Genomic DNA, 12522 nt, shown 5'->3' on the forward strand with positions numbered 1-12522 from the left:
TCTCTATGATTCGAATTGTCATTGCCGACGACCACACCATCATGCGCGAAGGCCTCAAACGCATACTCGACGGCGCTCCCGACATCGACATCGTAGGCGAAGCCATCGACGGCTTCGAAGTCCTGGGCCATGTGCGCCAGGGCGGTTTCGACCTGCTGCTGCTGGACTTGTCCATGCCCGGCCGCAGCGGCGTCGACCTGATCCGCCAGATCAAGGCGGAGGCGCCCAAGCTCGCCATCCTGATCCTGACCATGCACGAAGAAGAGCAGTACGCCGTGCGCGCCATCCGCGCCGGCGCCCAGGGCTACCTGACCAAGGAAAGCGCCGGCACCCAGCTGGTGGGCGCCATCCGCAAGGTCGCGTCCGGCCGCCCCTACATCAGCACCGAAGTGGCCGAGCAACTGGCGCTGAACATCATGATGCCCAACGAGAGCCTGTTGCATAAACAACTGTCGGACCGCGAATTCGAAGTGTTTTCGCTGTTGGTGGCCGGCAAGTCGATCACCGAAATCGCCAACAGCCTGCACCTGAGCGTCAAGACCGTCAGCACCCACAAGACCCGCATCATGCAGAAAATGGGCATGAGCTCGCTCTCGGAGATGGTTCAATATGCCGTGGCTCATCGTCTGTTATCCCCCTTCAAGACCTGATTCCCCCGTCCGCCGTTAGGACAACTCCTACATTGCTGCGCTGCCTCCTACGCGCATATTCAGCCATTGCTGATATCTATCTCCCCCCCTCGTTGGCATACTGAAACCATAGATTCATGCTGCACGGCTACAGACACGCAGCACGATGCCGTGCGACACCACAACAGGAAACCAAGCAGCGCGGCGCAGCCCAGTTCCCACCCTATCGAAAAGCAATACCTGTACACAGGAGATCAACATGCTGTCTACGCAAACGTCTGAAATTCGCCCGGCCACCACTGCCACCATGCAGTCCTCCTCGATGGAGGCAGGCCGTCAGCGTCAGGGGCGGCTCTGGTCGAACCTGAAGGAAGTCTGCGATTTGTTGCACATCCCGGCGGCCTGTTCGGTCACCAACGAGGAGTTGCTGTTCCAGCACGTGCAGTTCAAGACGGGCCAGCGCATCCACACCATCGGCCAGCCCTTCGATACCTTGTACATCGTCAACTCCGGCTTCCTGAAGACGGTGCTCATCGACGAGTTCGGCAACGAGCAGGTGCTCAGCTTCCCGATGAAGGGCGACATGCTGGGCGTGGATGGCATCCACACCCGCCACTACTCGTCCGAGGCGGTGGCCCTGTCCGATTGCGACCTGATACTGCTGCCGTTCAAGAAGCTGACGGCGCTGGGCCGGGTCCACCTGGAGCTGGAAAACATGATGTACGGCGTCATGAGCCGTGAGCTGGTGCGCGAACAAGCCATGATCGGCATGCTGGGCGCGCTCAGCGCCGAGGCGCGCGTGGCGCGCTTCCTGGTGTCGCTGGCCGAACGCTTCGCCCAGATGGGTTATTCCAGCAAGCTGTTCAACCTGCGCATGACGCGCCACGAAATCGGCAGCTACCTGGGCCTGACGCTGGAAACCGTCAGCCGCACGCTGTCGGCCTTCAACGAAATCGGCCTGATCAGCGTGGACCAGCGCACCATCGGCATCAAGGATCCTGAAGCGCTGAAAACCCTGCGCCGCCTGCCGCCGTCGCGCACCCGCGCCAAGCAACTGGCGGCCGCCAAGACCAAGAGCGCCGAGAGCGACGCCCCGGCGCAATTGCTGGCGGCGCTGTGATGTAGGCACGCCCCCAGCTCCCGAACCCAGCTTGGGCCCGGTCACTCCTGCCGGGCTCTTTTTTATTCCCTCCACATGGCGGCTCAATAACTCCTAAATAACACTTGCATTCCTTCCGTGCTTCCACAATAATGAATGCAAATACGAATCATTCTTATTTAAGGAACTCCGAAGATGACCACCGCCCTGCCCGCCACTCCACCCGCCATTACCGCCCACGCCAAGACCGTCGTTGCCGCGCCGGCGATCGCGCCGATCAAGCGCATCACCAGCGCCAGCCTGATGGAAGACGGCCGCGAAGTCGAGATCGAGCATTCGGGCCGCATCTACCGCCTGCGCATCACCCAGCTCAACAAGCTGATCCTGACCGCCTGAGGTCACCCCGGGCGCCGCCGCGCCCACCCTGCCCGAGTAGCCAGCCGCAAGCCAGCCAGACTTCCTAACTGAAACCAGGAGCGTTTGATGGCCATAGACCGTAGCAATCCGATTTTTCTCGCCCCCTCCCATGGCGGACACAATCCAGAACTGATGCTGTCCGCCGTGCTGCATCTGATGTCGCATTACACGGCCGGCAGCGACGACGCCGGCGGCTGTGTCAAGCTGGCCTCGGTGATCGAACGCCACCTGAAGGCGCTGGCCAGCCTGCCGGACCTGGCGCCGGTGCTCAGCGCCACCTGCCAGCAGCTGTCCGAGCAGTGGGCCGGCGTGGTCGAGCGCAATATGCACCTGCAGGAAAAGAGCAACTTCCTCAGCCGCATCATGGCGCGCGCGCGTATCGCGCCGGCCACGGTGTAAGGAGAGCCTTGCCCATGTGCGACAAACACGATCCGCTGGCGGCCATCATCGCCGCCGCCATGCCGCAGGTGGCCGGCACGCTGGCGCCCGCCTCCACTGCGCCGCCGCGCCCCGCCGAGCAGCAGGTGCTCAAGCCCGCCATCACCAGCGTCATGGCGACGCTGCGGCCGCAGGACGAGACGCACGCCTCGCGCCGCCGCCGGCTGTGGGAGCTGGGCCATGCCTGCCATTGCCCGCTGGTCGGCGTCGGCTTCCCGCTGGGCGTGCTGCGCAAGCTGGTGGATAAGGTCACGTCCGGCAAGGTGCTGGCCGACGACTATGAAGTGCACGTCGGCGCCGTCACCGAGTGCGGCAGCCGCAACCGCCTGTCGGAAGCGCTGCAAAAGGAACTGGAGCGCCGCTATGCCGCCGTGCTGCTGCGCTTCCGCGCGGCCAAGAGCACCGCCCAGGTCGCCGAGCTGTGGAACACGTCAGTTGCCAACGGCGACGTCGCCGGCGCCTTCTGGGCCGGCCTGACGCATCCGCGCTGCAACGCCGAGCTGGAAGAACAGATGTGCCGCGACCTGCACATGGTGCAGCACCAGGCCGGCGCTTGCGTGCGCGCCGACATCAACAAATTCAACGCCACGCTGGCCGACAACGCGCGCCTGACGCACGACCTGGCCAAGGCCCAGCAACGCGCCGCCGCGCTGTTGGCCGACAAGAGCGCGGACGCGGAAAAGCATGCGGCCCAGCTGATGCAGCAACGCGCGCAGTCGGTCGGCAAGGACAGCATGATCGATTCGCTCAAGGCCGAGCTGGAACAGTTGCGCGAGTCCATCCCCGGACTGGAAACCCGCGCCAAACTGGCCGAGCGCCTGATGCAGATGGATGAACGCGAACGCGCCATGCGCAACCAGATCACCGAGCTGAAGCTGGAACTGGCGAAGCTGCAGACGGCGGCCGAACCGGCGCAGATACAGGAGGAAACCCGCCAGGTGGTCGAGCACGTGATGAAGATGCCACTGAGCCTGAACGACCGCGCGGTGCTGTGCGTGGGCGGCCGCAGCGGCAACGTCGCCACCTACCGCGAGCTGATCGAACGCGAGGGCGCGCAGTTCGCCCACCACGACGGCGGCCTGGAAGACAACGCCAACCGCCTAGACGCCAGCCTGGCGGCGGCCGACCTGGTGATCTGCCAGACCGGCTGCATCAGCCACAGCGCCTACTGGCGGGTCAAGGACTACTGCAAGCGCACCGGCAAGCGCTGCGTGTTCATCGACAACCCCAGCATCTCCAGCCTGGCGCGCGGACTGGAACAAGCAGGAGCGGAATAAAAAAATCCCTGGCCGGAAACACTAGCCAGGGATTTTTTCTTTCGTAGCGCGATAGTCGTCAATAAACGTCGCGCCGATAGCGTCCGGCGGCGGTCAGCTGGTCCAGCGCTTCGCGCCCCAGCGCGGCGGCCAGCGCGGCGTCGACACCGGCCGCCATGCCGTCCAGGCTGCCGCACACATAGATGGCGGCGCCGGCCGCAACCCAGGCGCGCACCGTGTCCGCCTGCTCGGCCAGGCTGTCCTGCACGTAGCGGCGCTGCAGCTGGTCGCGCGAAAACACCAGGTCCAGTTTTTCCAGCTTGCCGTGCAGCTGCCAGGTCGCCAGCTCGTCGCGATAGTGGTAGTCGTGGGCTACGTTGCGCTCGCCGAACAGCAGCCAGTTGCGGGCCCGACCGTTCGCCGTGCGCGCCTTCAGGTGGCCGCGCAGGCCGGCGATGCCGCTGCCGTTGCCGATCAGGATCAGCGGCCGCTGCGCGTTGTCCTCCAGGCGGAAACGGCGGTGCTGGCGCAGGCGCAACTGGATCGCCTGGCCCAGCCCGGCCTGCTGCGTCAGCCAGCCGGAAGCGGCGCCGTGGCTGCCGTCGTCATGCGTGTGCAGGCGCACCAGCAAATGCACGCGGCCGTCGGCCGGCATCGAGGCGATCGAGTATTCGCGGGCGCGCTCGGGATCGGACGGCGCCGACACCTGCACCAGGTCGCCCGACTCCCAGGCCGGCAGTTCGCCGTCCCGCGGTTCCAGCTCCAGATGGTAGACCGGCGCGCCGGCGCTGCCCGGATTGAGCAGCACGCGCGCGGCCAGCCGCCAATTATCGAAAGCCGGCGCGCTCCAGTCCGGCGCATCGCTGGTGCCGGCCAGATGGCTGAGTTGCTGGCGCCAGGCGCCGATGGCCTCGGCCGAACTGCGGTTGACCTCGATGCGCGGGAACAGGCTTTGCGCGCCTTGCGCTTGCAGCCACTGGTCCAGCGCGCGGCCGAAGCCGCAGAACTGGGCGTAGGCGCTGTCGCCCAGCGCCAGCACGGCGTAATGCAGTTGCGGCAGCGCCAGGCCGTTGGTCATCAGGCGGCCGGCAAAGGCGGCGGCGGCGTCCGGCGCATCGCCCTCGCCGTAGGTGCTGACCAGGAACAGGATGCGCTCGGCGCGCTGCAAATCTTCGGCATGCAGCTCGGACAGCTCGCTCATCTGCGCGGCGATGCCGGCCAGCCGCAGGGTCGCCAGCGTCTGCCCGGCCAGTTCCTCGGCGTTGCCGGTCTGGCTGGCGTAGGCGACGATCCAGCCCGGGTTGGCGGCCGCTTCGGCCTTGGCGCGCTGCGCGGCCACGCGCTTGCGGCGCGTGCGCAGATAAGGCGCCAGGCACACCAGCGCGTAGCTCATGGCCAGGCTGGCTACCAGCATCAAACGGGTGGGGTCGTTGGTCCAGATCATTCGGCTAGCATGCTGCGTAAATGGGTACTCATGTGTTCGGTAAAGCCGCCGTCGCGCCGGCGGACGACGAAGCGCACCGCCAGTCCTTGTTGTTCGGCCAGGCGCAGGCCGTGTTCGCAACCCAGCACCGTCAGCGCGGTGGACCAGGCGTCGGCCGCCATGCATTGCGGATGGACCACGGTGACCGAGGCCAGGTCGTTGGCGATCGGCATGCCGCTGCGCGGATCGATGGTGTGGGAATAGCGCTGGCCGTCCAGCTCGAAATAACGGCGGTAGTCGCCCGAGGTCGCCACCGACAAGCCGTGCAGCGCCAGCACCAGTTCATCCGGCTGCGGCGCGGCGCTATCGCTATCTGCACCATCGGCCACCTGCTCCAGCGCCACCCACCACGGCTGGCCGTCCGGCTTGACGCCGGCGCCGCGCAGCTCGCCGCCGACTTCGACCAGGCAGTGGGCATAACCCTGGGTCTTCAAAAAATACGCCAGCCGGTCCACGCTGTAGCCCTTGGCCACGGCCGACAGGTCCAGCTGCACGCCGCCCGGCTGCAAGGCGCGGCGGCCTTCGCGTTCCAGCAGCACCGGCCGCGACGCCAGGGCCGCGCTGATCTGCGCGGCCGACGGCGGCACGAAATCCGGCTGGTCGAACCGGCCGCGCGGGCCAAAGCCCCACAGGTTGACCAGCGCGCCGGCGCAGGGATCGTAGGCGCCGCCCGACTCGCCGGCCACGTCCAGCGCAAACGCCAGCACATCGAAAAACGCCGGCGGCAACTGCCGCCAGCTGCCCGCGTCGGCGCGGTTGAAACGGCCCAGGTCGGAGTCGCTTTCCCAGTGGCTCATTTCCATCACCACGGCGTCCAGCTGCTGCTCCAGCCCCTGCTGCAGATGGACGCAGGGATCCTCCGGCGCGCACACCAGCCGCACCGACCAGCTGGTGCCCATGCTGCGCCCGCCGAAATCGCGGATCACGCCGCCGGCGGGCGCCGGCTCGTCGGCGACGACATGGGGCAGCAATACACGACGCATGGCAGAAATACCGCGCCTTATTGCGGCAGGATTTCCACCGTCGCCGCGTAGCTGACGCGGCGCGGCGGCATCTGCGGCGGCTGGCCCGGCGCTTGCGGCGCGGCGGCCGGCCAGGCGCTGCTGACCAGGTACATGCCGGCGGCCGGCAGCTCGAACGTCACTTCGCCGTTGGCGTCGGTGTTCTTGCGCAGCTCGCCCAGCGTGCCGCGATAGCGCACGCCGCCCGGGATCAGGCTGAAGCCCTGGTTGGCGGCCGGCTTGCCGTCCAGCAGGAAGCGCCACGTGGCCTTCTCGCCCGCGCGCATATCGTTCGGGTGCGTCACCGGCACCAGTTCCAGGCCGACGCCGGTCGGCTTGAACACCGCCAGGTCCGGCGTGCCGGTCGAGACGAAGGTCTCCAGGCGACTCTGCATGCGCGTCAGCTTGACGTCGGTCGCATCGGCCGGCACCTCCTTGGCCAGCGTTTCCTCGCTGCCGCGGAAACGCTTCATCTCGCCTTCCTTGTTCTTGTAGCTGCCCGTCACGCCCTGCGACACCAGCGCGATCTTGTAGGTGCCGGGCTTAGGCAGCTTCAGGTCGAAGGTGTTGCGCAGCTTGCCGTTGTTGACGTTCTCCATGGCCAGCTTGCCGCCGTCCGGACCGGTGATGACGATGCCGTCCAGCTTGAGCGGCTGATGGTCGATATCGAACAGGCCTTCGGAAATGGCGGCGTCCACGGTCAGCCAGGCTTCCTTCCCTTCGACCACGGTCGACGATGGCAGCAGCCACGGCTTGTGCGCCTGCGCGTTCAGCGATACAACGGACAGGCCGGCCAGCGCCACGGCGATCAACGATTTATGCAGTTTCATGGACAGGCCTTAAGGTTTGAGTTGTACCACCACGGCGCCCAGTTCTTCCTTGCCCTGGCCGCTCACGTTCTGCGCCGACTTCGGCGGCCATTGCAGCGGCACCTTGACGGCTTCGCGGCCGCCGGCTTCGCGCGCCGCTTCCACCACCAGCGTGTACTGGCCGGCCGGCAGCTTGTCCAGCGCCGCTTTCGCGCCCGGGAAGGTCAGCGATTGCTCGCCCGGCGCCTTGGTCGCGCCGCTGACGCCGTCCATCGGCATTTCCACGTCGCGGCCGCTCTTGCGCCACCACTGGCGCACATCCTTGAGCCACTTGGTGCCGGCGTTGTCCTTCTTCTTGACGTCGTACAGCACGGCCAGGTTGGCGACCACTTTCTGGTCGGCGTTTTCCAACCACGCGGCGATGTAGGGACGGTGGTATTCGGCCACGTTCAGTTGCGGCACTTCGAGTTTGAGCGCCAGCTCGGCGCCCATGGCCGTGGCACTGGCCAGCGGCAGACTGAGTGCGATGGAATAGCGTAATTTCATGGAGTACCTGTCGTGAGTTTAATGAATGAACAGCAGTGCAATGACAAATGGAATCAGGATGCCCAGGCCCACCATCGGCCAGGTGAACGGCCGGTTGGCCGCGTGGAATTTCAGGATCAGCAAACCGGTGATGCAGAACACCAGGCAGGCGCCGGCGAAGATATCGATGAACCAGTTCCAGGCGGTGCCGGTGTTGCGGCCCTTGTGCACATCGTTGAGCCAGGAGATCCAGCCACGGTCGGTGTTTTCAAATTCGGCGGCGCCGTCTTCCAGCGCGATGCGCACCCAGGCGTCGCCGCCGGCCTTGGGCAGCGGCAGGTAGACTTCATCGGCGGCCCATTCGGCGATGCGGCCGCCGGCCTGCACCTTCCAGGTATCGCGCAGCCATTGCTCGGCGGCGGCCGGCAGCGGCTCCTTGGCGCCATCGTGTCCGGCGGCGTAGGCGCGCAACTGCGCCGTCAGCGCGGCCGGCGCGGTGGCCTGCTGGCGCACGACGGCCGGCTTGGCCTCGATCTGCGTCGAATGGTTGAGCGTGATGCCGGTAATGCTGAACAAGAACATGCCCATCAAGCACATCGCCGAACTGACCCAATGCCATTGGTGCAGGTGCTTGAGCCAAACGGCACGGCTGGCGTTGCGGGCGGAGGCTGCGGCTTGGGCGCTCAAGGGCTATCCTTCAATGGGAGAAAAGTAGATGATAATGATTATCATTTGCAAAGTCAATCGCCAGCATGTATCGCAAATGTAAAGCTACGTGTTGTCACGCACAGTGTTCCCGGCGCCAAACGGCTAAGGTGGGACTTAATTCTGTCCACTATCCTCATGGAGGCGCATCATGCCGTTCTACAATCAGGAACAAATCGCCACGCTGGCCGCCAAGATCAAGAATGTGCGCTTCGGCATGTTCACCACCTGCGACGACGAAAACGCGCTCAGCAGCCGTCCGCTGGCCATGCAGCAGATCGACAACGAGGGCAATCTGTGGTTTTTCACTGCGGACGATGCCGACTTTATCACCGCCTTGCAGCGGCATCCCGGCGTCAACGTCAGTTTTTGCAATCCGGCGGAGAACCTGTATTTGTCGGTGTGCGGCCAGGCCAGCCTGCTGAAGGATGGCGCCAAGGCGCGCGAGCTGTGGCGCCCGATGTTGCGCAGCGCCTTCCCCGGCGGGCTGGACGATCCGCATCTGGCGCTGATACGCGTGCACATCCAGACCGCCGAATATTGGGATGCCAGCGCCAGCAAGATGAAGCAGCTGTTCCAGCTGGCCAAGGCGGCCATCGGCGGTCGCACGCCGCTGCAGACCGGGCCGCATACGACGATCTGCCTGTAGAGGCATCAACGAAAGCCGCCCGCACGAAAACCTATATGCGGGCGGCCAACTATCTATCAGCGCTTACGACTTGGAACTTGAACCGCTCGACGATCCCGAACGGCTGGAGCCGCTGCGACCACCTTTGCCATTCTCCTCGCCATCTTCCTTGCCGCCACTCTGCGATGCGCTGCCCGGTGAGCTGCTCTGGCTGCTACGCGCATCGTTCTTGTGGCTCATGCTGCCTGCGCGGCGCGCTTCTTCGGAAGTGAATTCGTGCGCCGTGCCTTTCTCGTGGGCCGCGCGGCCGCCTTCGGCCGCGATCTCACGTTGCTGTTGCGGGTCCATGGACGCGAAGCCGCGCTTGCTTGTGTCCTTCTGCTGGCTGCCCGTCTTATCGCCTTGCTTGCTGCCTTGGTCATTGCCCTGATTGGAAGTGGCCATGATCGTCTCCTCGTGAAAACTACCGCTAACTGACCCTGCTTGCTACACAGGAGCAGTCATCGTAGTTCACGACCCAACCGCACAATATAGGACGCATGCAGACAGCGACGTAGGACCATTCCGTGTACCGGTTACAAAGCCGCGGGTTCAGACGGTATCGATGAATTCCGTCATGAAGCACAGGTTGTCGTTCACCTCCTGATTGATGATGACCTGCTCCTCGCCCACCATCAGCATGGCCTGGATTTCAGGCGACAGCCTTGGCGGCCCGTATGGCACTGTTTTTTCTCCGTTGGACGATATTCTCTGTTTCCCCTGACGCGGTAAGACGGCGTTCTTTTTTCTGGTCGACATATGTTATCCGTTTTCGATGGTCAACAAACGCGCGCGGCGCGTGGGCCGCAGCGCACTGCCTTCAAGAGTATCGCGAGCCGCGCGCGCGCGCCATCGGAGACTGCCTACAACCATCGTAGGAGTGTCTCGGAAAACGGCTAGGAGTCGATAGGAGTCGCTATGCGTTGAGTCCCTTCATGCCTTCCTGCGGATAGCGCGCGCCGGCGGCGATACCGGGCGGCAGCGCCGCGCCGATGCGGGCCAGCTCTTCCGCACTGAGCTGCACGCGCAACGCGCCCAGGTTCTCCAGCATGTAAGGGATGCGCTTGGTTCCGGGGATGGGGACGATGTCGTCGCCCTGCGCCAGCAGCCAGGCCAGCGCCAGCTGGGCCGGCGTGCAGCCCTTGTCGCCGGCGATCTCGCGCACGATGTCGACGATGCGCTGGTTGGCGGCCAGGTTTTCCTCGGCAAAGCGCGGGCTGAACTTGCGGAAATCGCCCTCTTCCAGCGGCACTGCTTTGCCGGTCAGGAAGCCGCGGCCCAGCGGGCTGTAGGCGCAGAACACCGCGCCCACTTCCCGGCAGGCTTGCAGCACGCCGTCTTCCGGATCGCGCGTCCACAGCGAGTATTCGCTTTGCACGGCGGCCACCGGATGCACGGCGGCGGCGCGGCGCAAGGTGGCGGGCGATACTTCGCACAGGCCGATGGCGCCGATCTTGCCCTGGCGGACCAGTTGCGCCAGGACTTCCATCGATTCTTCCAGCGGGGTCTCCGCCAGGTTCAAACGATGCATATAGTATAAATCGATATGCTCGATATCCAGCCGGCGCAGCGAGGCCTCGCAGGCCGCGCGGATGTAGGCCGGCGAGTTGTCGATGCGGCGCTCGTAGTTGCCGGCCTTGCGCACCAGGCCGAACTTGGTGGCCAGCGTCACCTGCCCGCGCTTGCCGCGCAGGAAGCGGCCCAGCAGCTCTTCGTTGTGGCCGACGCCGTAAGAGTCCGCCGTATCGAACAGCGTGACGCCCGCCTCGTAGGCGGCCTCCAGCGTGGCCAGCGATTGCGCGTCGTCGGTGGCGCCGTAGAACTCCGACATGCCCATGCAGCCAAAACCCAAACCCGATAATTTCTTCATGCTGAACTCCTTGTTGGTCGATAAGGGCGAGTCTAGCCACTGTGCGCGGCGCACGGAATGTGCAAAATCGTGATACCTTTTTAGCATCATGAGAAAACTCGACACCAATGCATTACAGATGTTCGTCGCCGTCGCCCAGTGCCTGAATTTCCGCCAGGCCGCCGAGCAGCTGCACATGACGCAGCCGCCGCTGAGCCGCGCGGTGCGGCAGATGGAGGAGCGCCTCGGCGTCAAGCTGTTCGAGCGCGACACCCAGCACGTCGCCCTGACGCCTGCCGCCAGCGAGCTGCTGCCGCGCGCGCTGCGCATCCTGGCGCTGCTGGACCAGGCCGAACAGGCGCTGCAGACGCACCAGCCCGCCATGCGACTGCGGCTGGGCATGACGTCGTCGATGGAGTCCGACCTGTACCGCGCCTTTACCGACGGCATCTCGGCCGAGTTCGGCAACGGCGCTGGCGCGGCGCTCGACACCGTGTTCGACGCCTCGCCGCGCCTGGTCGCCCGCCTGCGCGCGCGGCGGCTGGACGCGGCCATCATCGCGCTGCCGACCAAGACCTTCGACCTGCCCGTGCTGCAACTGGGCAAGCAGCCGACCCTGGTGGCGCTGTCGAGCCGCCATCCGCTGGCCAGGCGCCGCAGCCTGGCGCTGGCCGACCTGCAAGACCAGCCGGTGTACTGGTTCGAGCGGGCGCGCCAGCCGGCCTTCTTCGACCACAGCCACGCGGTGTTCCGCAAGCACGGCTTCGCGCCGCGTTTCCTGCTGGAGCCGCACGATCATCATGTGCTGCTCAGCGACGTCGCGGCCGGCAAGGGCATGGCGCTGCTGCCGGCCTCGTTTGCGGCGATCAGCCGCAGCGGCGTGGCCTACCGCAAGCTGAAGGAAGGCGAAGAGCTGGCCGCCGGGCTGGGCCTGATCGTCGCAGAAGGCCACCCGGCTGCCGCCCTGCTGCGCCGGCTGGCGACCGAGACGCTGGGCTAGTCCTGGGCCGATATGCAGCGCGCCGGCGCGGAAACAGCTACCATATCGGCTACCATACCGTCCTGGAAAATTTTTCTTAAAAGATCATCATGACTTTCACCCTCAGCGACACCGCCTACGGCACCGACACTCCCGAAGCCAAACGCGCCATGTTCGACGACCTGCGCTCGCAGCTGACCGGCCTGGTGCACGGCGAAAGCGACCTGATCGCCAACACCGCCAACTTCAGCTCGCTGGTATTCAACAGCATGCCAGGCCTGAACTGGGCCGGTTTCTACTTCCTCAAGGGCGACGAACTGGTGCTGGGACCGTTCCAGGGCAAGCCGGCCTGCATCCGCATCAAGAAGGGGCGCGGCGTTTGCGGCACCACCGTGGTGGAAGGCAAGTCCATCGTCGTGGCGGACGTGCACGCCTTCCCGGGCCACATCGCCTGCGACGTCAACTCGCGTTCGGAGCTGGTGGTGCCGGTGCGCGGCGTGGACCGCGAGATCGTCGGCGTGTTCGACCTCGACAGCCCGCTGCCGAACCGCTTCGACCAGACCGACGCCGACGGCATCGAGATGCTGGTCAAGATCCTCGAAGCCACGCTGATTTAATCAAACCCGGGGTCAGGTCCCCCATTTGAGCATGAGCTCGGCTTTAGT

16 protein-coding genes are annotated in these 12522 nt (G+C 65.3%); 8 read left to right on the plus strand and 8 right to left on the minus strand.

Going from position 1 to position 12522, the window contains the following annotated elements; all coding sequences use genetic code 11:
- Positions 1-5 precede the first annotated feature (5 nt).
- The 5 genes from V6M89_RS14320 to V6M89_RS14340 all read left to right on the plus strand — a co-directional run bounded on the left by V6M89_RS14320 (position 6) and on the right by V6M89_RS14340 (position 3860).
- Positions 6-650 (plus strand): response regulator, encoded by a 645-nt coding sequence (locus V6M89_RS14320; protein WP_008450985.1) that lies wholly within the window; start codon positions 6-8, stop codon positions 648-650.
- Between the two features lie 301 nt (positions 651-951).
- The gene (locus V6M89_RS14325; RefSeq protein WP_332853811.1) at positions 952-1749 is read left to right on the plus strand and encodes a Crp/Fnr family transcriptional regulator; all 798 of its coding nucleotides are present in this window, start codon (positions 952-954) and stop codon (positions 1747-1749) included.
- Between the two features lie 174 nt (positions 1750-1923).
- The gene (gene hemP / locus V6M89_RS14330) at positions 1924-2124 is read left to right on the plus strand and encodes a hemin uptake protein HemP (RefSeq protein WP_332853791.1); all 201 of its coding nucleotides are present in this window, start codon (positions 1924-1926) and stop codon (positions 2122-2124) included.
- An 87-nt stretch (positions 2125-2211) separates the two neighbouring features.
- Positions 2212-2544 (plus strand): hypothetical protein, encoded by a 333-nt coding sequence (locus tag V6M89_RS14335; protein ID WP_332853792.1) that lies wholly within the window; start codon positions 2212-2214, stop codon positions 2542-2544.
- A 14-nt stretch (positions 2545-2558) separates the two neighbouring features.
- On the plus strand, positions 2559-3860 hold the full coding sequence (locus V6M89_RS14340; RefSeq protein WP_332853793.1) for a DUF2325 domain-containing protein: 1302 nt from the start codon (positions 2559-2561) through the stop codon (positions 3858-3860).
- Positions 3861-3918: 58 nt separating this feature from the next.
- Here V6M89_RS14340 and V6M89_RS14345 read toward each other — a convergent pair whose 3' ends face one another.
- Genes V6M89_RS14345 through V6M89_RS14365 form a run of 5 tightly spaced genes read right to left on the minus strand, consistent with a single transcriptional unit; the run spans position 3919 to position 8344 of the window.
- A complete protein-coding gene (locus V6M89_RS14345; RefSeq protein ID WP_332853794.1) occupies positions 3919-5283 on the minus strand; it encodes a sulfite reductase subunit alpha in 1365 nt (454 codons plus the stop codon).
- Complete coding sequence (locus V6M89_RS14350) at positions 5280-6305, minus strand: FAD:protein FMN transferase (RefSeq protein ID WP_332853795.1); 1026 nt, start codon at positions 6303-6305, stop codon at positions 5280-5282. The genes V6M89_RS14345 and V6M89_RS14350 overlap by 4 nt, the downstream gene beginning before the upstream one ends.
- Positions 6306-6322: 17 nt before the next feature.
- Positions 6323-7153, minus strand: a complete 831-nt coding sequence (locus V6M89_RS14355) for a DUF4198 domain-containing protein (RefSeq protein WP_332853796.1) — start codon at positions 7151-7153, stop codon at positions 6323-6325.
- Positions 7154-7162: 9 nt separating this feature from the next.
- Positions 7163-7678: a DUF2271 domain-containing protein gene (locus V6M89_RS14360; protein ID WP_332853797.1), complete on the minus strand. Its 516-nt coding sequence runs from the start codon at positions 7676-7678 to the stop codon at positions 7163-7165.
- A gap of 18 nt (positions 7679-7696) precedes the next feature.
- Complete coding sequence (locus V6M89_RS14365; protein ID WP_332853798.1) at positions 7697-8344, minus strand: PepSY-associated TM helix domain-containing protein; 648 nt, start codon at positions 8342-8344, stop codon at positions 7697-7699.
- 169 nt (positions 8345-8513) lie between these two features.
- Between V6M89_RS14365 and V6M89_RS14370 the strand changes: the two genes are divergently transcribed.
- Positions 8514-9011: a pyridoxamine 5'-phosphate oxidase family protein gene (locus V6M89_RS14370; protein WP_332853799.1), complete on the plus strand. Its 498-nt coding sequence runs from the start codon at positions 8514-8516 to the stop codon at positions 9009-9011.
- Positions 9012-9074: 63 nt separating this feature from the next.
- Here the strand turns inward: V6M89_RS14370 and V6M89_RS14375 are convergent, their stop codons facing one another.
- From V6M89_RS14375 to V6M89_RS14385, 3 genes are all read right to left on the minus strand, one after another.
- The gene (locus V6M89_RS14375; protein ID WP_332853800.1) at positions 9075-9434 is read right to left on the minus strand and encodes a KGG domain-containing protein; all 360 of its coding nucleotides are present in this window, start codon (positions 9432-9434) and stop codon (positions 9075-9077) included.
- A gap of 147 nt (positions 9435-9581) precedes the next feature.
- On the minus strand, positions 9582-9713 hold the full coding sequence (locus V6M89_RS14380; protein WP_332853801.1) for a hypothetical protein: 132 nt from the start codon (positions 9711-9713) through the stop codon (positions 9582-9584).
- Positions 9714-9945: 232 nt separating this feature from the next.
- Positions 9946-10899, minus strand: a complete 954-nt coding sequence (locus V6M89_RS14385) for an aldo/keto reductase (protein ID WP_332853802.1) — start codon at positions 10897-10899, stop codon at positions 9946-9948.
- A gap of 88 nt (positions 10900-10987) precedes the next feature.
- Between V6M89_RS14385 and V6M89_RS14390 the strand changes: the two genes are divergently transcribed.
- Positions 10988-11878 (plus strand): LysR family transcriptional regulator, encoded by an 891-nt coding sequence (locus tag V6M89_RS14390; protein ID WP_332853803.1) that lies wholly within the window; start codon positions 10988-10990, stop codon positions 11876-11878.
- An 89-nt stretch (positions 11879-11967) separates the two neighbouring features.
- A complete protein-coding gene (locus V6M89_RS14395) occupies positions 11968-12474 on the plus strand; it encodes a GAF domain-containing protein (protein WP_332853804.1) in 507 nt (168 codons plus the stop codon).
- Positions 12475-12522 lie beyond the last annotated feature (48 nt).

Origin of the sequence: Duganella sp. S19_KUP01_CR8, from assembly GCF_036688705.1 — a bacterium.
GTDB lineage: Bacteria > Pseudomonadota > Gammaproteobacteria > Burkholderiales > Burkholderiaceae_D > Rugamonas.

Excerpts from the sequence above, each read along its gene's own strand:
- V6M89_RS14320 (WP_008450985.1), top strand. The coding sequence starts at position 6 with ATGATTCGAATTGTCATTGCCGACGACCACACCATCATGCGCGAAGGC.
- V6M89_RS14325 (WP_332853811.1), top strand. The coding sequence starts at position 952 with ATGGAGGCAGGCCGTCAGCGTCAGGGGCGGCTCTGGTCGAACCTGAAG.
- hemP (WP_332853791.1), top strand. The coding sequence starts at position 1,924 with ATGACCACCGCCCTGCCCGCCACTCCACCCGCCATTACCGCCCACGCC.
- V6M89_RS14335 (WP_332853792.1), top strand. The coding sequence starts at position 2,212 with ATGGCCATAGACCGTAGCAATCCGATTTTTCTCGCCCCCTCCCATGGC.
- V6M89_RS14340 (WP_332853793.1), top strand. The coding sequence starts at position 2,559 with ATGTGCGACAAACACGATCCGCTGGCGGCCATCATCGCCGCCGCCATG.
- V6M89_RS14345 (WP_332853794.1), bottom strand. The coding sequence starts at position 5,283 with ATGATCTGGACCAACGACCCCACCCGTTTGATGCTGGTAGCCAGCCTG.
- V6M89_RS14350 (WP_332853795.1), bottom strand. The coding sequence starts at position 6,305 with ATGCGTCGTGTATTGCTGCCCCATGTCGTCGCCGACGAGCCGGCGCCC.
- V6M89_RS14355 (WP_332853796.1), bottom strand. The coding sequence starts at position 7,153 with ATGAAACTGCATAAATCGTTGATCGCCGTGGCGCTGGCCGGCCTGTCC.
- V6M89_RS14360 (WP_332853797.1), bottom strand. The coding sequence starts at position 7,678 with ATGAAATTACGCTATTCCATCGCACTCAGTCTGCCGCTGGCCAGTGCC.
- V6M89_RS14370 (WP_332853799.1), top strand. The coding sequence starts at position 8,514 with ATGCCGTTCTACAATCAGGAACAAATCGCCACGCTGGCCGCCAAGATC.
- V6M89_RS14375 (WP_332853800.1), bottom strand. The coding sequence starts at position 9,434 with ATGGCCACTTCCAATCAGGGCAATGACCAAGGCAGCAAGCAAGGCGAT.
- V6M89_RS14385 (WP_332853802.1), bottom strand. The coding sequence starts at position 10,899 with ATGAAGAAATTATCGGGTTTGGGTTTTGGCTGCATGGGCATGTCGGAG.
- V6M89_RS14390 (WP_332853803.1), top strand. The coding sequence starts at position 10,988 with ATGAGAAAACTCGACACCAATGCATTACAGATGTTCGTCGCCGTCGCC.
- V6M89_RS14395 (WP_332853804.1), top strand. The coding sequence starts at position 11,968 with ATGACTTTCACCCTCAGCGACACCGCCTACGGCACCGACACTCCCGAA.